This window comes from Amycolatopsis sp. (assembly GCF_036008905.1).
Classification (GTDB): Bacteria; Actinomycetota; Actinomycetes; order Mycobacteriales; family Pseudonocardiaceae; genus Amycolatopsis.
The window spans coordinates 1-19,029 of record NZ_DASYMU010000106.1 but is presented as its reverse complement, the minus strand read 5'-3'; the positions used below and the strand labels follow the sequence as shown (position 1 = coordinate 19,029).

Sequence of the window (19,029 nt, the reverse complement as noted above, 5' to 3'; positions counted from 1 at the left end):
GTAGGGGTGCGCCACGCCGGGAGGGTGGCTTGGCGGGCGGGGAGCGGGGCAAGATCCTAAGCTCCACGCATGGCCAAGTACTTCGATGTTCACCCGGAGAACCCGCAACGGCGTGCGATCGGTCAGGTCGTCGACATCGTGCGTGCCGACGGCCTGATCGCGTACCCCACCGACTCGTGTTTCGCGCTCGGCTGCCAGCTGGGCAACCGCGACGGGATCGACCGGATCAAGTCGATCCGCCACCTCGACGACCGGCACCATTTCACCCTGATGTGCCAGGACTTCGCCCAGCTCGGCCAGTTCGTGGTGGTGAACAACGCGGTGTTCCGCGCGATCAAGGCGTCGACGCCGGGGAGCTACACGTTCATCCTCCCGGCGACCAAAGAGGTCCCGCGCCGGCTGATGCACCCCAAGAAGAAGACCGTCGGCGTGCGGATCCCGGACCACGTGGTCACCCAGGCGCTGCTCGCCGAACTCGGTGAGCCGATGCTGTCGAGCACGCTGCTCCTGCCCGACCAGGAGGAGCCGATGACGCAGGGCTGGGACATCAAGGAGCGCCTCGACTACGTGGTGGACGCGGTGATCGACTCCGGCGACTGCGGCACGGAGCCGACCACGGTCATCGACTTCTCGGGTGCCGAGCCGGAGATCGTGCGACGCGGCGCGGGCGACACCTCCCGCTTCGAGTAGTCAGATGCCGAGTTTGGGCATTTCGGTGCTGCCGAACTCCCGGCGCAGCGCCGATTCCGCGGCGAAGTAGCCGCACATGCCGTGCACGCCCGGGCCGGGCGGGGTGGCGGCCGAGCACAGGTAGACCCCGGAAAGCGGGGTGCGGTAAGGGTTCCAGCGGGCGACCGGCCGGGCGAGGACCTGTTTCGGCGTGACCGCGCCGGTGCTGATGTTGCCGCCGACGTAGTTCGGGTTGTAGGCGGCGAGCTCAGAGGCCGTCACACTGCGCGACGCGAGCACGGTCTCGGAGAAGCCCGGTGCGAACCGTTCGATCTGGTCGCGCACGAGGTCGAACGGCTCGACGTCGTCACCGTTCGGCAGATGGCAGTACGCCCACACCGGACGCTTGCCCGGCTCGCCGCGCGACGGGTCGGCGATCATCGGCTCGGACAGCATCACGAACGGCCGGTCGGGGCGTTTTCCGCGCGCCACCAGCGTTTCTCCGTGATACGTCTCGGCCTGATCACCGCTGAGATGCACTGTCCCGGCCTTACCGACTTCAGGATCCGCCCACGGGATCGGCTCGGAGACCAGGAAGTCGACCTTCCCGACCGCCGCTCCGTACCGATAGGACTCCAGCTGACGTCGATAGCCGTTGGGGAGCAACGAACCCGCCATGTCGAGCAGCCCACGCGGAGCGACGTCGAGCAGCACCGTCCGTGCTTCCCGCAGCTCCCGGATATCCGAGACCCGGTGACCGGTGTGCAGTTTTCCGCCGTGGGCCACGAAATCCGCGGCCATCGCGTCCGCGATCGCCTGACTGCCACCGCGAGGGATCGGCCAGCCGCTGGAATGCGCGAGCTCCCCGAGGAGGAGGCCGACGCCCGCCGCGGCGAGGCTGGGCAGCCGGGCCATCGAGTGCGCCGCCAGACCGGCGAGCATCGCCGCGGCTTCCGGCTCACGGAACATGCGCCGGGACAACGGTGTCCCCGCTTCCAGGATCCGGCTCGGCAGCAGCGCCGCCGCCGGCGGGTCCGCCGGGGCGCGCCGCTGATCCGACAGGAGCAGGTCGACCAGGCTCTCGCTGCGCTCGGCCAGCGGACCCACCAAACGGCGCCACCGCTCGCCGTCCACGCCGAGCCGCGCACAGGTCCGATCCAGGTCCAGGTAAGCGATTCCGGCACGGCCGCCGTCCAGCGGATGCGCGTAGCTCACCTCCGGCAGGATCATCTCCACCCCGCGCGCGGCGAGGTCGAACTCCCGGAAGAACCGCGACGCGCCGCCCATGGGATGCACCGCCGAACAGATGTCGTGCACGATCCCGGGCTCGAACAACGACTTCGAGCGCAGGCCGCCGCCGATCCCGTCGGCCGCTTCGTACAGGTCCACCGACAGCCCGGCCCTGGCCATGATGACGCCCGCGGCGAGCCCGTTCGGGCCGGAACCGACGATCGCGACGTCACCCATGACCTCACAACCTACCGCCACCTGTCGACAAGTGGCGATCTCTTGCGCGCGGCGGCGTCATGGATTCCGCACCGTGATCTCGTGAGTCCCCGGCTGGAGCACGGTCTCCCCGCCGCGGGCGTTCCCCGCCGTCAGCGGGAGCCGCAGCTGAGCGGTAGTGCCTCGCGGCACCTCGACGGTCAACCGGAACGTGGAGCCCTGCTCCCAGCTCACCTTGATCGGCCCGTGCGGCGTCGGGACCTCACCCTGCGCCCACTGGACGCCACCCGGCTGCGGGCGCAGCGTCCATGTCGAGAAACCGGGTCCGGTCGGCGTGACGCCGAGCAGCCCGTTGGTCAGCGCGGGCAGCACACCCGTCGACCAGCCGTGGGCCGCGCTGGTGAAACCGCCCTGGTAGAGCGAACCGCCGGCGCCGATGCCCTCCCAGTGCGTCCGGCCGGGATCGTGTGCCGACATCCAGCCGTACAACCGGCCGATCTCCTCCAGCGCCGAACCCGCCTGCCCGGTCAGGAACCGCGCCTGCAGTTCCTGGTACGACGTGAACGCGTAGACGCGCTGCGTGCCGTCGCCGACGAGAGTGTTGTTGTCCATGAAGGAGTTCCCGTACGGCTGCCAGGTCGCGGTGCTCAGGTAATTCAGCGCCGAGGTCGCCCGGGCGCCCTGGGCGACACCGGCGACGATCGCGAGGCTGTTGCCGTCCTGGCCGTGCCGGACGGGCCCGGTGGCCGAGTCCAAGTACGCGCCCACGGCCGGGTCCCACAGGTTCGCGTTGATCGCGACGCTCACCGCGCGTGCCCGCTGCTCCCAGCGATCCGCGTCCGCGTGCTGCCCGAGGGTTTCGGCGATCCGGCTGGCGTTGTCCAGCGCCTGGACGTACAGCGCGTTGTAGTAGGTGACTTCGCCGGTGCGCGGCAGGAACGCGTAGTCGCCGTAGTCGCCGGTTCCGTTGAGTCCCTTGGACAACAGGCCCTTGGCGTCGGTGACCGAGGGGTACCAGCCGTCGAGCAGCTTCGTCAGATGCGGGTAGTACTTCCGCGCGAAGTCGACGTCACCGTTGTAGAGCACGTGATCCCAGCTCGACGTGACCCAGTAGAGCGGGTATTCGAAAAGCTTCAACGTGTAGTCGAAGATCGACGCCGGCGGGAGGAAACCGTCCGCGCGCTGGTGATCGGCCAGGTCGGCGAGCACGTTGCTCGCGGCCTCCGAGACGTCGTGCGTCAGATACGCCGTGCGGCCGGCCACCGCGATGTCACCGACGTACGGGTCACGGTCGCGCTTGGCGCCGTCGTGCAGGACGAGTTTGCCTTCCAGCGTGGGCGAAGCGGCGTTGCGGGGATCGACGTCCGTCGCGCGGAAGGTGTCGGTGCCGAGCTCGTTGGTGTAGGACGCGTCGTACCAGTACTTGTTGAGGTTCGCGTCCGAGGAGAGGAACGTGCCCTTGAAGGTGTTCGGGGTGCCGAGGAACGCGGTGAAGTCCAGGGTCGCGCGGCGGATTTCCACGGTGCCGTAAGGATTCGCCTCGGGTGCGTCGCCGGGCAGCGCGTCGAGGGAGATCTTCATATACCGGAACCCGTGCAGCCCTTCGGCGCACACCTTGGTGCCGAACTGGCAGCTCTTCGTGTCCGTCCACTTGCCACCGGCGGCCGGGACCACGTACTGGTCGGTGCCGACACCCGAGCGGCTGTAGTCCGAGACGTCGGAAAGGTATTGCTGCGACTCGGAAAACGCCAGCCGGATGCCGGGGCGCGTGCCGGACGACCCGGCGAAGTCGAACTTCGGGTAGCCGACGACGACCTGGCCGAAGTCGAGCGTGACACTGGCGATCGGCTCGTCGGGGACGAGACCCGGCCAGACTTCGTTGACCCGCGTGTAGTTCCCCTTGCCCGCGGCCTGGTTCTTGGTGACGGTGATGCGGACCTGGCTCGTCGTCACCGGCGCGGTGAACGGCACCTGACGCCGGACGGAACTGTTGCCCGTCACCGTTCCCGCCGGTTTCCAGGCACTGCTGTCCCAGGTTTCGACACCGAAGTCCTGCGGCACACCGTCCGAATTGGACAGTACGGTGATGCCGGGCAGCGCGACGGGTTGTGGAGAGGTGATCGTCAGCACCGCGGGGTAGGTGTCGGCGTTGGCGTCGTTCCAGAAGGTGGTCGTGTTGCCGTCGACGGCGTTGCCCGGCACGTAGGTGCGCGGCTGGCCGTTGTCGGTGTTCGGGTCGTGGAACGACGACGCCGTCGCGCTCGTTCCGCCGGGCCAGGCCGGTTTCGGGGCGGGCACCGGGCGCGAGAGCGTCGTCGGCTTCCCTCGCAGCAGGCCGTCGGGGTTCGTCACGTCCCCGGTGGTGGTCAGCACGCGTACGGGGGCGACTTCGCGATGCTGCGGCGCGGCTACGTACTGCCGCCACTGGTCCGAGAGCCGGACCTTGCCTTTCGCCTCCGCTGGAGCGTTGATCGATGCGGCGACCAGCACGATTCCCAGTACGCACGCGATTTTCCGGCGCGGTGAAGCCACGGCTTGCTCCTTTGCAGGCGTGGAATGAAACGTTATAAGACCATGGCGCGGCAGGCGGTTTGCTGTCAACGGAAGACGCGGTTTATGTCCACCGTTCCGTCCTGAAGCGGACAAAGCGCTACGGTCGGCCATGGACTTCGACTCGATCGCGGACGAGCTCTACGCGGGCGACCCCGCGGACTTCACCGCGTCGCGCGACGCGCGGGCCCGCGAAGCGAAGGCGGACGGCGATCGCGCGCTCGCGGACCGCGTCAAGAAGCTGCGTAAGCCGACTGCCGCGGCCGACGTCGTCAACCGCCTGCCGCGCGTGGAGCTTGAGAAGCTCGCCGAGTTGGGGAAGTCGTTGCGCAAGGCGCACGCGGAACTCGCGGGAGCGGAGCTGCGGGAGTTGTCGCGCAAGCGGCACGAGCTGATCCAGATGTTGCTTCGCCGGGCAGGGAAGATGCCCGACGCCATCGCGCGCGAAGTCGAGGCGACGCTTGAGGCTGCCATCGGGAGCCCAGTGGCGGCGGAACAGGTCCTGAGTGGGCGGCTGAGCACCGCGTTGAGTCCTGACGCGACGGCGCCGTGGCCGGAGTCCACGGCGCCGCCGAAGCCGAGACCCGAGAAGCCCGCGCCGGTGGAGAAAGCCAAGCCCGAACCCAAGCCGGACAAGGAGCGCGCGAAACGCGAGCGCGAGGAACAGGAACGGCTCAAGCGGGAGCGGACCAAGCTAACCCGAGCCGTCGCCGCGGCCGAAGCCGAACTCTCGAAAGCGGAGAAACGGGCGGCGAAGGCGTCCGAAGAGGTGCGAGAGAAGCTTCGGGAAGCGGAGGATGCCGAAGCCGCCGAGCAGGCGAGCGTGGACGCCGCCACCCAAGCCCTCGCCGACGCCGAGCAAGCACTGGAGGATTTCGGCGCCTGACGTGCACGGATCGCGCTCAGGTGTGCACGGATCGCACTTGAGTGTGCACAGACTGCACTTGAAGCTCGTCACACGACAGTGAGCGCGTAGACCTCCACTCTCGGGTCATTCGGCAACGTAACGGAGTAGATCGACTTGGCGTTGTCGAGGGTTGTGACCTGGCTGAAGAGCTTCACGGGCGGGCCGTCGACGCCCGAACCGGCCTTGATGCGGTTCGGCATGTCGAGCGCGATCGTGCTGCCCGGCGGCGTCGAACCGGCCCAGTCGCCGACGGTGATCGGGACGTCCGCACTGCTGCCGTCGGCGTACCGCACGGTGACCGAGGTGCTCACCGGGCCGTTGTGCGCGGCGGCGACCAGATGCAGCTTCGCGTACTTACCGTCCGGCAAAAGAACGCCCTGACCACGGGCTTCGACGAAGTTCGGCGCGGTGCCGGTGGCGTCCGGAGCCGAGTAGGTCACGCCGCCCCACACGACCGGCCCAGCGGCCGGCAGCAGGTCGGCGTCATAACTCCAGCCCGATCCGTCGAAGTTGCCTTGAGCCGATTCCGTGCGAGTCGCGGCGCCGTCGTGGTTCAGGTCGCCCTTGAGGTCCACCGCGCACTGCCCGTCGACGCCGGTCGCGCACACCGCGGCCTGACGTATCTCGATCGTGGCGTCGCGCGTCACCTTGTTGGCTCCCGGCGCGGTCACCGTGACCTGGACCGGGTACTTCCCCAGCGCGGTGCCGGGCGGGATCGACACGGTCAGCGCCACCGTCTGCCGCATCGGCAGCCGCCCCGACCAGTTCACCAGTGGCCACGCCGGTTTCGTCTTCACCGTCCACCCGGCCGGCGCCTTCGACGTCACGAACGCGAGAGCCGCGTCGGGAGATTGCGTCAGCACGTCGAGACTGAGCTCTGTGGTCTTCGCGGTCGTGGGCACGACCACCGACGCCGAGCGGAAGGACGCGTCGACATGACGGCGCTGATCACCGGCCGCCTGGTTCACCGAAGGCGGCTCGGTTCCCCGCCCTGTCCCCCACGACGACGGCTTGTCCCCGAGCTGATGCGCGAGGGTGCCACCGTGGGCGACCGCGCTCCAGTCGAGCGAGGTCTTCTTGACGTCCTTGCCGTTCAACGCCACGCGCTGCACGTACCGCTTGGTGTCACTGGCTCCCGGCGCGGTGATGTTCAGCGTGCCGCCTTGCTTGCCGCCGTACTGTCCGATTTGGACGGACGCCGATTCGAACTGCGGGCTGGACAACGCGAGGAAGTCGCCGCCGCTCATCGTCGGGTACAGACCGAGTGAGGAGAACACGTACCAGGCCGACATCGTGCCGAGGTCGTCGTTGCCGGTCATGCCGTCCGGGCCGGTGGTGAACAACGTCATCGCCGCCCGCACCACGGTCGCGGTCTTCGCGGGCGCCCCGGCCCACAGGTACATGTACGGCGCGAGCAGGTCGGGCTCGTTGTTCGGGTTGTAGGTCGCCTTGGCGTAGTAGTCGTACGGCGCGGCGATCCAGTCCTCCCGCGCGGTGCGGTGCGGGTCGGCGAGAAGCTTGTCGTAGACGAAGAAGGAGTCGAGCCGCTTCTCCGTGGCGGATTTTCCGCCCATGAGCCCGACGAGTCCGGCCGGGTCCTGCGGCACGAGCCACTGGTACTGGTTCGCACCACCTTCGTGGAACTGGTGCCCGGCCTCGACCGGGTCGTACGGCGTCACCCAGGTGCCGTCGGTGGTACGCGGCCGGAACTGGCCGATCGAGGAGTCCCACAGGTTGCGGTACCACTGGCCGCGGTCGGCGAACAGTTTCGCGTCGGCGGTCTTTCCGAGTCCCTTGGCCATCAACGCGAGCGACGCGTCGGCCGCCGAGTATTCGAGCGTGGCGGACGCCGGGTGGACGCAGTCGTTGTCGCCGCCCTTGTGCGCGCAGTCGGTGCCGAGCGTGAGCCCGGACGGGATGTAGCCGCGATCCTGGTAGTACGCGACGCCGGACCGGCCGTTGTACGGCGAATCCGCGGGCGGTGTGCTCGTCGCGTTCTTCTTCATCAACGCGTACGCCTCTTCTTCGTGCCCCGCCAGCAAGCCCTTCGACCACGCTTCGACGAGGAACGGCACCACCGGGTCACCGGTCATGATGTTGGTTTCGCTGTTCGCGAGCGCCCAGCGCGGCAGCCAGCCGCCGTCGCGGCCGATGGCCACGATCGACAACGCGACGTCCCGCGCGACCTGCGGTTCCAGCATCTCCAGGAGCTGGTTCTGCGGACGATAGGTGTCCCACAGCGAGAAGTTCTGGTACGGCGTGTAGCCGTCCGCGGTGTGTACCTGCTTGTCGAAACCGGCGTACCGGCCGTCGACGTCGCCGGCGAGGTTCGGGTGCAGTTGCGAGTGGTACAGCGCCGAGTAGAACGCCGTCTGCCGCTCGGTGGTGCCGCCGCCGATGCGGATCGAGTCGAGCTTCTGGACCCAGGTGTCGTGCAGGCGCGTGCGGGTCGCGTCGAAGTCGTACGAGTCGGCGGTTTCCGCGGTCAGGTTCTTCCGCGCGCCTTCGAGACCGGTGTAGGACAGGCCGACCTTGACGACGGCGTCGCGGTCCGTGGTCGCGTCGAAGGTGACCCAGGCGCCGGTGTTGCCCTCACCCGCCGCGTCGCGCGAGCCGGGCGTCTTCGTCGAGCCGCGCCAGGTGCCCTGCGCGGCGAACGGCCGGTCGAAGGTGGCCGAGAAGTACACCGTGTGGCGGTCTGTCCCGGCGCAGAAGCCACCGGCGTCGACACGGCCTTCGATGGTCCGGTCGCCGACGACGTGGATCTCGGAGTTCTGTACCGACTGGTTTGCCTTGCCGGTGTTGAAAAGTACGTTCGCCTGGCCGGTCTCCGGGAACGTGTAGCGCTGCCAGCCGGTCCGCTCGGTCGCCGTCAGCTCGGCGTTGATGCCATAGCGCTTGAGCCCGACGCGGTAGTAGCCGGGCGTGGCCTGTTCGTCGGCGTGCGAGTACTCGGAGCGGTAACCGTTCACGTCGACGCTGTCGACGGCGCCGGTGGTCGGCATGATCGGCAGCTCACCGGCGACCCCGCAGCCGACGCCGGACAGGTGCGTCTGGCTGAAGCCGTAGATCGAGTTCTGCTGGTAGTCGTAACCGCCCTGGCCGCCCGTGTCCGGGCTGACCTGCACCATGCCGAAGGGCGCGCTCGCGCCGGGGAAGGTGTTGCCGAAGTTCTGCGTGCCGATGAACGGGTTCACCAGCGTGGCCGGGTCGGCCGGCGCTGCCGACGCCGTCCCGAGAGTGACCGTGGACAGCAGCCCGGCCACCACCGAAGCCGTCACCACCGCCGCTCCGAATCTGGATTTCGACCGCATAGGACGCTTTCCTCCTAGATCGTGACAACGTTGTCATCTGGCGACGGCGGCCCCCGGTTCGTCCCCAGGAAGTCGCTACGCACGCACTCGGCGCCCCGAATAAGACCAAGCGGACTGTCGGGGTGTCAATGACCGGACAAGGACAGGACAAACTTTTGGCGGATTGACCCCCGCCACGGCGACACTGTCAACTGTTGTTGGATTTTGTCCAACCATGGAGGCTTGGCATGCGAATGTCCGTTGTTCGATGTTTGGTTCTGCCCGGCGTGGTTGGCGCACTTTTGGCGGGCCTGATCGTGGCGCCGACAGCGATCGCGGCCCCGCCTCCCGACGCGTACGAGTACCTCGACAACCCGCGGATGACCGGCGAAGGCCAGCAAGCACCCCACGCCGAGCTGCTGCCCTACGCCGACGAGGCCACCGCGACCCGGCGCGGGGACAGCACGCCGTACACCCGCAGCCTCGACGGCGACTGGAAGATCTCCATGGCCGACCGGCCACAGGACGTCCCGGCCGGGTTCTACGACGAGGGCTACGACGTCAGCGGCTGGCGCGGCGTTTCGGTGCCGCACACCTGGCAGACCGACGGCCTCGACCATCCGATGTTCCGCAACATCCCCACCGAGATGTATCCCGATGCGCCACCGAAGGCACCTCGCGACGTCAACCCGACCGCGGCCTACGCCCGCGACTTCGACCTGCCCGCGAACTGGCAGCAGCGCTCGACTTTCCTGCGCTTCGAAGGCGTCACGTCCGGTTATTTCGTGTGGGTCAACGGCCAGTACATCGGCTACGACCAGGGCGGGTACACCCCGGCGGAGTTCGACCTCTCCCCCGCACTGCATCCCGGCAAGAACCGCATCGCCGTGCAGGTCCACCGCTGGGGCTCGGGTTCGTATCTCGAGGACTACGACCAGTGGCGTTACGCCGGCATTTTCCGTTCGGTGTGGCTGTACTCGACGCCGAACAGCTACCTGCGCGATGTCACCGTCACCACCGACCTCGACGCCACCTACACCGACGCGACGCTGAACGCCCGTGTTTCGTTGGCACGTAAGGCAAACGGATCTGCCGGTGAACACACTGTCAAGGGCAGCCTGCGGGACGCGCGCGGTCGTGAGGTCGCTCATACTGCGGCCCGCGCGGACCTCAATGGCACGGGCGCCGACGTCTCCCTGTCCATGCCGGTACGGAATCCGGCGAAATGGACCGATGAGACGCCGAACCTGTACACGCTCGTGCTCACCCTGACCGGTCCCGACGGCAAAGTCGCCCACATCACCAGTGAAACTGTCGGTTTCCGCGAGATCAGCGTCGCGGACAAGCAACTCCTGGTGAACGGGAAGCGCGTGCTGTTCAAGGGAGTGAACCGCGCGGAGACCGATCCCGACCACGGCCGGCACGTGCCGAAAGCGCGGCAGGAACAGGACGTCGCGCTGATGGAACAGCTCAACGTCAACGCCGTGCGCACCTCGCACTACCCGTCCGACCCGTACTTCTACGACCTCGCCGACACCCACGGGCTCTGGATCGACGACGAGGTGGACATCGAGACGCACAACCACGAAAGCTGCCCGTCGGTGTGCCTCGCCGACAAGCCGGAATGGCGTGACGCCTTCATGGACCGGTTCATCGCCATGGTGGAACGCGACAAGAACCATCCCAGTGTTTTCCTGTGGGACACCGGAAACGAAGCCGGTCTCGGTGCGCACCACTTCGAGATGGCGGCGTGGGCGAAGCAGCGCGATCCGTCGCGGCCGCTGTACCACCAGTCCAACTCCCCCAACGGCGACGCGCCCTACGCCGACGTCTGGGGACCGCGCTATCCGACGCCGGAAAGGCTTGCCGAGCAAGCGAAAAGCACGACGAAACCGGTGATCCTGGGCGAGTACGCGCACGCCATGGGCAACAGCCTCGGCAACTTCCGCGAGTTCTGGGACACCATCCGCGCGAATCCGTCGTTGCAGGGCGGGTTCATCTGGGACTGGGCCGAGCAGAACCTCCGGCAACGGCTGAAAGTCATCCCGGACGCCTCGGGCCACGACATCATGGCGAACATCTCGGGCGCCCCCGCGGTGATCGACGGCCACCGGGGCAAAGCATTGTCGTTCTCCGGCCTGGACGACTTCGTCGAGGTCTACCGCGACCGCGCCCTGGACCTCACCGGCACGGGCCTCACGCTGGACGCCTGGGTGAAGCCCGCGCGGCCGTGGACGGGTGATTTCACCGTCATCGCCAAGGGAGACCACCAGTACGCGCTCAAGATGAAGGACGAGCAGACGCTGGAGTTCTTCGTCCACAGTGGAACCTGGCGGACTGTGCAGGCCAAGGTGCCCGCGAACTTCTTCGACACCTGGCACCGGATCAGCGGCACCTACGACGGCACCGCCCTGCGGTTGCTCATCGACGGCACCGAAGTCGGCAGCACGCCGTTCACCGGGACGATCGACGCGTCCTCGTACCCGGTCAATATCGGCCGCAACCCCGAAGTCATGCAGGACCAGTACGGCGGCCGGATGGCCCACGGCGCGATCGACGACGTCCGGATCTACGACCACGCGCTGACGGCTGCCGAACTCGCCGCCGACCCGGTTTCCGAGTCCTTGTTCGCCTCGGACTTCGACCGGATCGACGACCGCGGCGACTACCTTTCGTACGGCGAAAGCCTGTCCGGCGTGGACGGTCTCATCGGGTCGGACCGCTTCCTGCAGCCCGAAACCGTCCAGCTGGCTTGGGCGCACCAGCCGCTGCGATTCTCCCACAGCGACGGGAAACTGCAGGTCTTCAACGAGCGGCAGTTCGCAGGCACCGACGGCACCTCGCTACACTGGAAAGTGACCGAAGGTGCGAGGACCGTCTCCGAAAGCACCCAGCCGCTACGAGTCGGCCCCGGAGAAACGGCCACGATCAGCGTTCCCCGCAACCCCGGCGATGTCGAACGTCTGCTCACCGTTGAAGCCGTCGTCGCCGGGAAAGTCCTCGCGCGGGACCAGTTCTCCCTTGGCGGGTCACGGATTCCCGGCGCGGAGCCTCCTGCCGCCCGTGGACGCGTCGATGTCACGGAGAACGCGGACTCGGTGACGGTGACCGGGCGCGAGTTCACCTACGTGGTCGACAAGCGGACGGGAACGCTCGGTTCGATGAAGGTGCGTGGCACGGAGTTGCTGCGCGGCGGTCCCGCGCTCGACGTCTGGCGGGCGCCGATCAGTAACGAGACGTACGACTGGGGGCGCGCCGAAGGGGAAGACTGGCGGCGGGCCGGGCTTGATCGGTTGACCACCACGGTCGGTTCGGTTCGTGTTGAGGCTTCGGGGACCGATGCTCGCGTTGTGGTGTCGAGTTCGGCGGCGGGGCTCTTCGATCAGGAGATGACTTATCAGATCGATGGCGCCGGGACTGTGCGGTTGGGGCATCAGGTGCGTCCGGTGGGGGTCGCGCGGGAATTGCCGTATTTGCCTCGAATTGGGGTGAAGTTGGCCGTGCCGTCGAGTTTCGAGCGGTTCGCGTGGTACGGGCGTGGGCCGGCTGAGAGCTACAACGACCGGAAGGACGGGACTCCGGTCGGGGTGTTCTCCAGTACGGTTGACGAGCAGTACGTCGACTACTACCGGCCGCAGGATCATGGGAACCACACCGATTCGCGGTGGGCGTTGCTGACGGACGGCCGGACCGGCGGGTTACTGGTCGCCGGGGCCAACGATGTGAGCGTGAGTCCGTATGACGATCTTGACCGGGCGGCCTATCCGTTCCAGCGGGTGCGTAACGACGGGTGGGTTACGTTGCACGCCAGTCATGCGGTGACCGGGGTCGGGGATACGCCCAATCCCGTGCGGGAGCGGTATCAGGTCCGGGCTGATGCTGATTACGAGTACTCGCTGGTTATTCGCCCGCTGGGGATTGATGAGGTCCGGACCGGGTTGCCCCGTGGGGCCCGGTGACCAAGAGACCGCCATCTGTCGACAGATGGCGAAACGCGCGCAAAAACAGATCCGCTCAGACCAGCGATTCTTCCCGTTCGGGGCGGTCGTCGTAGTCGTAGCGGGGTTCGTTGCGGACGTGGACGCATCCCATAAGCAACAGAAACGCGACCGTACCCACCATTACCTGGCCGGCAAGGATGCACAGCCCACACAGTGCACTCCATAGGACGATTTTCATCTTCTGATAGTAGATCCGCCCAGGCCGGACGGCTAAAGAATTAGGCGAGACTTAAGGTTGGCCGCCCCATGGGGCAACGCCGGGGAAAGATCATTTCCACAATGGACGGACGAATTCCGACGGTGTGCATCCGGTCAAGGCCCGAAAGTCACGGTTGAGATGCGACTGGTCCGTGTAGCCGCAGCCCACCGCGATATCCGACCACGGCAGCGGCGACGGGCGCGTCATCATCGACGCGGCGCGGTGGAGGCGGGCGATGCGGGCGACGGTTTTGGGGGGCAGGCCGATCTGTTCGCGGAACCGGATATTGAGGTGCTGGCGGGTCCAGCCGATCTCGTCGGCCAGCGTGCTGATCCGCAGGAGACCGCGTGAGCTGTTCAGCCGATGCCAAGCGCCTTCGACCGGTCTCGCGAGTTCGGGGCCGCCGCCGATGCGCGACTTCAGATACTCGTCCAGTAGCCGGAATCGCGCGTCCCAGCCGTCGGTTTCGGCGAGCTGCTCGATCAGGCAGCCGCCGAGTAGGTCGGCAAGGCCGATGCTCGTGTTGGCCAGTTCCCGCAACGGCAGGCCGAACAGCGCGTACGCGCCCAACGGGGTCAGCGCGACAGCGATCCCGCGTGACGGACCCGACTGCTCGATCATCATCGGCCGGTCCCGCAGGCCGTTGACCGGGGACACCGGGAAAGTCGTGTCGGTACCGGCCTCCCGCCGGAGCGGCACTTCGAAATCGAGGACCATGGTGATCACGCCCAGCGGCGCCACCCGCCAAGTCATCGGTGGCATGTCCGGGAAGTCGTGCGAGGTGTAGCTCAGCACGTGACCGCCGAGCCGTGGGTGCGGGGTGCCGAAAACCCGTTCGGCCGGCGCTCGCTCGATGTCCGCTTGCGAAGCGACCAGCGTCCACCCGGGCATACCACCACCTTACTTTCGTCCAAGACTCCGAGGACGCCGATCCGTAACTTCGGTGGCATGAAAAAGCTCAGCCAGTTCAAGAATCCCGCAAGCCGGGAACGGTACTTCGAGGCCTACGAAACCGCGATGGCGCAGTGTCCGGCTCCGGACGCCGTGCACAATGTCGAGACGAGGTTCGGCACCACCCGGGTCTACCGTTTCGGCCAGGGCGACGCGCCGCCGATCGTGCTGCTGCCCGGGCTCTCGTGCACCTCGGCATGCTGGGCGCCGCTCCTCCCGGCGCTCGCCGCCCGGCATCCGGTCTACACCGTCGACACGCTCGGCGAACCCGGGGCCAGTGTGCAGACAGCGCCGCTCACGGACGTCGCGGACGAGGTGAGCTGGCTCGCCGACGTACTGGAGCGGCTCGGGCTCACCGGCATCCATCTGGTGGGCGGTTCGGCCGGCGGATGGCACGCGACCAACTACGCGATCCACCGGCCGGACAGGCTAGCGTCGGTCACCCTGCTCGAACCCACGACCGTGACGGCCGGCTACGCCAAGGCTTTCCTTTGGTACGGCCTGCCCGCGGCGGTCGTGAACCGGGATTGGCTATGGCGCCGCTTCATGCGGTGGGCGGCCGGCGAGGACGTGCTGGACAGACCGGCCGTGCGCCTGATCCTTACCGGGATACGGACCTTCAAGGCTTCCGGTATCCCGCCGCAGACCTGCCCTGCCGACGACGACCTCCGCTCGATCCGCGTGCCGATGCTGGCCGTGTTCGGCGAACGCGCCGTCGTACAGGATTCGTCCGCCGCGGCTGCCCGTCTCCAGAGACTTCTCCCGCACGCGGAAGTCGAGTTGTGGCCCGACTACGGGCACCGGCTCTATCTCGACGAGAGCGACGCCGGCCGGATCACCACCCGGGTACTCGGCTTCGTGCGCCAGCCTAGTTCTGGAGGGCGGCTGCCTCGGTGAGGAAACCGTCGAGGAACTCGTCGAACGGTATCTCCCCGGCGGGCCGGAGCACGAACTTGGTCAGGCCCGCCTCGATGTACCGCTCGAGCAGCCGCCGGGTCTCCTGCCAGCTCCCGGGGACGAGCTCCGAGACGTCGATGTCCGGGGTGCGCTGCCGGGCGACGGCGGCGAGGTCGTCGGGGACGCCGTGGGGCGCGACAGCGACGCTGAGACCGTAATGATCGGCCTCGATCTCCCGCCCGGCTTCCGCGGCAGCGGTGCGGATGACGTCGACGGCGTGCTCGGCCTGCTCCGGGCTGAGGAAACTGCCCAGCCAGCCGTCGGCGAGGCGGCCGATGCGACGCAGGGCGGCAGGCGCGCTGCCGCCGAGCCACAGGTCGAGCGGTTTCGCCGGACGGTCCCCGAGACTCACCTTGTCGACGCTGAAGAACTCGCCTTCGAAGCTCACCTCGTCCCGCGACAGCAGGAGCCGGATCAGGCGAAGCGACTCGTCGAACACGTCCGCCCGGCGCCCTCGGGGGACGGGAAAGAGGTCGCGCTCGGGTGCCCGGGCCGGTTGGAGCCCGAACACCGGCAGCACGCGTTTCGGCGCCAGGCCCGCCAACGTCGACAGCTGTTTCGCCACCAGCACCGGGTTCCGGCCGGGCAGCACCGAGATCCCGGTGCCGACCTTCAGGTTGATCGTCCGCGCCAGCGCATGGGTCATCCCGATCATCGGGTCGACCGCGGGCGAGTAGACGATCTCGGGCAGCCACAGTGAGTCGACGCCGTTCGCCTCGAGCTTGTCGACCGCTTCGCCGAACCCGGCCGCCCGCGTCTGCGCGCCGAGCCCGATCCCCAGCCGAATCTTCGGTTCACCCATACCCCCAGCTTGCCTTCGCCGTCGACGCCACGCAAAGACGGCGTCAAGGATCGCGCGAGCCACGCGAGGAAAGCGTCAGCACCGCTGTCGGCCACGGCGCGCCGGGCGACAGTGGGAAGAGCGGACGTGTTGTGGCGAAAGGACATCAGCCGTGGACGACTGCGTACAGCGGGTCATTGTCGGAGTGGACGGTTCGGTGGGCAGCTTGCGGGCGCTACGCCGTGGACTGGCCGAGGCCCGATTGCGGGGTTCGGTGCTCTACGCGGTGCTGGCGTGGACGCCACCCGGTGGGGAGATCGCGGATCGGCGCTCCCCCAGCGCGCATCTGCGCCCGCTCTGGGAGCGGTCGGCCTGGGAGCGCCTGCAAAAGGCGTGCGGCGACGCGCTCGGCGGTTTCCCGCCCGATGTCAAGATCCGGTTGCTCGTCGCGCGCGGAACGCCCCGGCGCGCGCTGGCGGCCCTCGCGGACCACGAAACCGATCTGCTCGTGGTCGGTGCCGGGCGGAGGAACCCGGTACGCCGCGTCTTCGCCGGCTCGGTCGCGAGGTACTGCGCGGCCCACGCGTGCTGTCCGGTGCTCGTCGTCCCGCCTTCCCCGCTGCCGCGCCGGATGGGACGCAGCACCGACAACCCCGAAAGGAACAACCATGTCGAAGCCTGAGCCCGGGCCCCGCACGGTGCTGATCACCGGCGCCGGCGAAGGCCTCGGCTACGAGACCGCGCGCCTGCTGGTCGCCGGGAACCACCACGTCGTCGTGCACGGGCGGACGGCCGATCAGGCCGACTACGCCGTCGAACGGCTGGTCAAGGACGGCACGGATCCGCTGCGGCTGGACGTCGCCGTCGCGGACTTCACCGACTTCCGTCAGGTCGCGACCATGGCGCATCTGGTCGGCGAAGCGCATCGGCGGCTCGACCTGCTGGTGAACAACGCCGCCGTCGCCGGGCCGGAAACGCGCGAACTGACCGTCGACGGGCACGAGGTGACGTGGCAGGTCAACTACCTGGCGCCGTACCTGCTGACGACCATGCTCACCGGACCACTCGCGAACGCACGACGCGGCCGGGTGGTCAACGTGTCCTCACCGCTGCACGCGCGGGCCAACCTCGAGCCGGCCGACCTGGCGGAAACGCGCCGCTATCTGCGACACGCCGCCTACGCGCGGTCCAAGCTCGCGCTGACGATGTTCACCAAGGCCCTCACCCTCTACGGCCCCACCAGCCTGACGGCGGTGAGCGTGCATCCGGGGATCCTCGACACGGCGTTGCTCGGTACGTACAGCGAGATCGGACTGCATCCCAGCGAAGGAGCGCATGTCGTGGCCCAGCTGTGCACGCAGGCGACGGTGATCAACGGCGGCTACTACAACGACCGGGCGCTGCCCTACCGTCCCGCCGCGTGCGTCGAAGACCTCGGCGCCGTCCAGCGGCTGTGGAAGGCGAGCGCGCACCAGACCGGCATGGGCTGACGCGCTACTCGAGCCGGACCAGGCCTTCGTAGACGCGCTGCAGCAGTTCCATCGACGGCCTGCCGTTGGCCGTGGTGACGGGCTCGTGGATGGTCAGCAGGTTCGCGGTGATGGCGTCGCCGATCAGGACTCTGGCGACGCCGAGCGGTGCGTGGATGTGCGCGGCGATCTCGGCGACGGACTTCGGCACCTCACAGACCTGGCAGATCAGCTGGTGGTCGGCGCTGATGTCCCGCCGCCCGTAGCCGGTGATGCTGATGTGCTTCGTCGAAATCATCGTTTCGATACGAAGGTCGTAATCGGCTCTCGCGCGCCCGCCCGTGCGGACGTAGGGCCGCGCCATGGTGATCCGGGAATCGATTTCTTCAGGCGCTTCCACCTGCCGCTCGAAATGCGGCGAGCGAGCCTGGTAATCGTTTTCCCCGTAGCCGGGCGACTCGGGTTCACGCGATTCGGCGGGCCGCCAGTGGTCTTCGCTGTCCGCGAATTCGTCATGGTCGAAGTCGGCGTAGTCCTGATCCTCGTCCTTGCCCTCATCCACAGGCACACCCTGCGGCGGAACGTGCGGGGCTTCGGCCACCGGCTCGGCAGGTGGTTTCGGGTCCAGCGGACGCGGAACGAAGTCGTTGTCCGCCCACTCTTGGTAGTCACCCCAGCCGCCGAATGACAGAGCGTGATATTGCTGGTTCCGCGAACCCTGCCGGTGGGACTTCACCATGACGGCGTCCACCGCACCGGGGTCGGGCCCCGCCTGTCCACCACGTTCATCCGCACCGTCCGCGCCCTCTGCGAGTTGGCGACCCGTTGCCACAACCGACGGGACCGCTACTTAGAGATCTGGTCGAGTATCCGCCCCCGACACTACGGATACGGACAGTCTTCCTCCATCCCCTTCGCCGAGGAGAAGGTGCCCGATCGCACAACGTGACCACATCTCAAGCAAAGCCACATAAGGACGTTCAAATCCACATACCGTTAGGCGGGACCCGCGCTTGTCAAATAGCCCGATTCATGCAACTCGGCGAACCACGGCACCATGACATCGCGGACCTCGAAAGGATCGACGGCGCAGATCTCGGCCAGTTTCCGCGCCGCCTCGCTGACCGTTCCCCCATATTGGCGCAGCGCGATCCACATCGCCGTGCCGGACTCGTCGCACAGCACCCTGGCGCCCGTTTCGGAGTGGGTGAGTTCCAGCCAGCCATACCGCGAAACGCTCACGGTCACTCCGTCCGCCGGTTTCAACCGCTCACGTAAAACGCAGGAAGTCGACGATTCTGGCACCGACACGCCCCTTCGAGGAAGTTTGTTCACAAAACATTTTCACCAAAGTTAGCACGCGTGATCCACTTCTCCGCTAGCGCCGACCAGGGTTACGGCAGAGGGATGCGTCACGCATCTTTTCCCCAGTATTCCCCGATCGCGGCCGAAACCGCGTTTTCCCTAGTTCATCGGCGACTTGAATCCGCTACACTCGAAACCACGGCGCCGAAGCTTTCCCCGGCCCCCCAATACATCCTGATGACCCGTGCTCTCCCCGACGACCACGGGTCATCAGGAATCCAAATCCACTCGTATTACCATCCTCGATCAAAAAAGGGCTGGGATTCTGCCTGAAGAGGCACAATCCCAGCCCTTTTTCACCTAGGTCGTGTCTGGTGAATCTGTTCGATGGGCTTCGTGATCCAGGTGGTTCCTGGCGGTGCGGGGGATTTGCCCTCGTACCGGGTCGTACTCGGGTGAATCCCCCGTGCCGTCAGGGGCCGCCTGGGCGCGGAGACCGCG

Annotated in this window: 14 protein-coding genes; 6 read left to right on the top strand and 8 right to left on the bottom strand. The window is 67.5% G+C overall.

The annotated features are described in order from the left end of the window. Positions 1-69 precede the first annotated feature (69 nt). Positions 70-690, top strand: a complete 621-nt coding sequence (locus VGP60_RS19505) for an L-threonylcarbamoyladenylate synthase (protein ID WP_327549467.1) — start codon at positions 70-72, stop codon at positions 688-690. On the opposite strand, the gene VGP60_RS19500 is transcribed toward VGP60_RS19505, so the two are convergent. After that, a complete protein-coding gene (locus tag VGP60_RS19500; protein WP_327549466.1) occupies positions 691-2,136 on the bottom strand; it encodes an NAD(P)/FAD-dependent oxidoreductase in 1,446 nt (481 codons plus the stop codon). A gap of 57 nt (positions 2,137-2,193) precedes the next feature. Beyond that, the gene (locus tag VGP60_RS19495) at positions 2,194-4,647 is read right to left on the bottom strand and encodes an alpha-L-rhamnosidase C-terminal domain-containing protein (protein ID WP_327549465.1); all 2,454 of its coding nucleotides are present in this window, start codon (positions 4,645-4,647) and stop codon (positions 2,194-2,196) included. Between the two features lie 130 nt (positions 4,648-4,777). On the opposite strand from VGP60_RS19495, the gene VGP60_RS19490 reads away from it, so the two are divergent. Further along, positions 4,778-5,551, top strand: coding sequence for a hypothetical protein (locus VGP60_RS19490; RefSeq protein ID WP_327549464.1), 774 nt, complete (start codon positions 4,778-4,780; stop codon positions 5,549-5,551). 68 nt (positions 5,552-5,619) lie between these two features. On the opposite strand, the gene VGP60_RS19485 is transcribed toward VGP60_RS19490, so the two are convergent. Next, on the bottom strand, positions 5,620-8,886 hold the full coding sequence (locus VGP60_RS19485; RefSeq protein ID WP_327549463.1) for a GH92 family glycosyl hydrolase: 3,267 nt from the start codon (positions 8,884-8,886) through the stop codon (positions 5,620-5,622). 233 nt (positions 8,887-9,119) lie between these two features. Here VGP60_RS19485 and VGP60_RS19480 point away from each other — a divergent pair, with 233 nt between their 5' ends. Beyond that, a complete protein-coding gene (locus VGP60_RS19480; protein WP_414640379.1) occupies positions 9,120-12,824 on the top strand; it encodes a glycoside hydrolase family 2 TIM barrel-domain containing protein in 3,705 nt (1,234 codons plus the stop codon). Between the two features lie 55 nt (positions 12,825-12,879). Here VGP60_RS19480 and VGP60_RS19475 read toward each other — a convergent pair whose 3' ends face one another. Beyond that, positions 12,880-13,044 carry a hypothetical protein gene (locus VGP60_RS19475; RefSeq protein ID WP_327549461.1) on the bottom strand — a complete coding sequence of 55 codons (165 nt, stop codon included), beginning with the start codon at positions 13,042-13,044 and terminating at the stop codon, positions 12,880-12,882. A gap of 90 nt (positions 13,045-13,134) precedes the next feature. Then, positions 13,135-13,956, bottom strand: coding sequence for a helix-turn-helix domain-containing protein (locus VGP60_RS19470; RefSeq protein ID WP_327549460.1), 822 nt, complete (start codon positions 13,954-13,956; stop codon positions 13,135-13,137). 57 nt (positions 13,957-14,013) lie between these two features. On the opposite strand from VGP60_RS19470, the gene VGP60_RS19465 reads away from it, so the two are divergent. Next, entirely contained in the window at positions 14,014-14,913 is a 900-nt protein-coding gene (locus VGP60_RS19465) for an alpha/beta hydrolase (protein WP_327549459.1), read from the top strand. Here the strand turns inward: VGP60_RS19465 and VGP60_RS19460 are convergent. Further along, entirely contained in the window at positions 14,885-15,775 is an 891-nt protein-coding gene (locus tag VGP60_RS19460; protein ID WP_327549458.1) for a TIGR03854 family LLM class F420-dependent oxidoreductase, read from the bottom strand. The genes VGP60_RS19465 and VGP60_RS19460 overlap by 29 nt on opposite strands. A 151-nt stretch (positions 15,776-15,926) precedes the next feature. Between VGP60_RS19460 and VGP60_RS19455 the strand changes: the two genes are divergently transcribed. Both VGP60_RS19455 and VGP60_RS19450 read left to right on the top strand, forming a co-directional pair. Beyond that, positions 15,927-16,436, top strand: a complete 510-nt coding sequence (locus VGP60_RS19455; RefSeq protein WP_327549457.1) for a universal stress protein — start codon at positions 15,927-15,929, stop codon at positions 16,434-16,436. Beyond that, positions 16,423-17,244, top strand: coding sequence for an SDR family NAD(P)-dependent oxidoreductase (locus tag VGP60_RS19450; RefSeq protein ID WP_327549456.1), 822 nt, complete (start codon positions 16,423-16,425; stop codon positions 17,242-17,244). Before VGP60_RS19455 ends, VGP60_RS19450 begins: the two co-directional genes overlap by 14 nt. 4 nt (positions 17,245-17,248) lie before the next feature. Here VGP60_RS19450 and VGP60_RS19445 read toward each other — a convergent pair whose 3' ends face one another. Together VGP60_RS19445 and VGP60_RS19440 are read right to left on the bottom strand one after the other, a co-directional pair. Continuing rightward, positions 17,249-17,962 (bottom strand): DUF742 domain-containing protein, encoded by a 714-nt coding sequence (locus VGP60_RS19445; RefSeq protein WP_327549455.1) that lies wholly within the window; start codon positions 17,960-17,962, stop codon positions 17,249-17,251. A 257-nt stretch (positions 17,963-18,219) separates the two neighbouring features. Beyond that, positions 18,220-18,465, bottom strand: coding sequence for a hypothetical protein (locus VGP60_RS19440; protein ID WP_327549454.1), 246 nt, complete (start codon positions 18,463-18,465; stop codon positions 18,220-18,222). Positions 18,466-19,029: the final 564 nt, after the last annotated feature.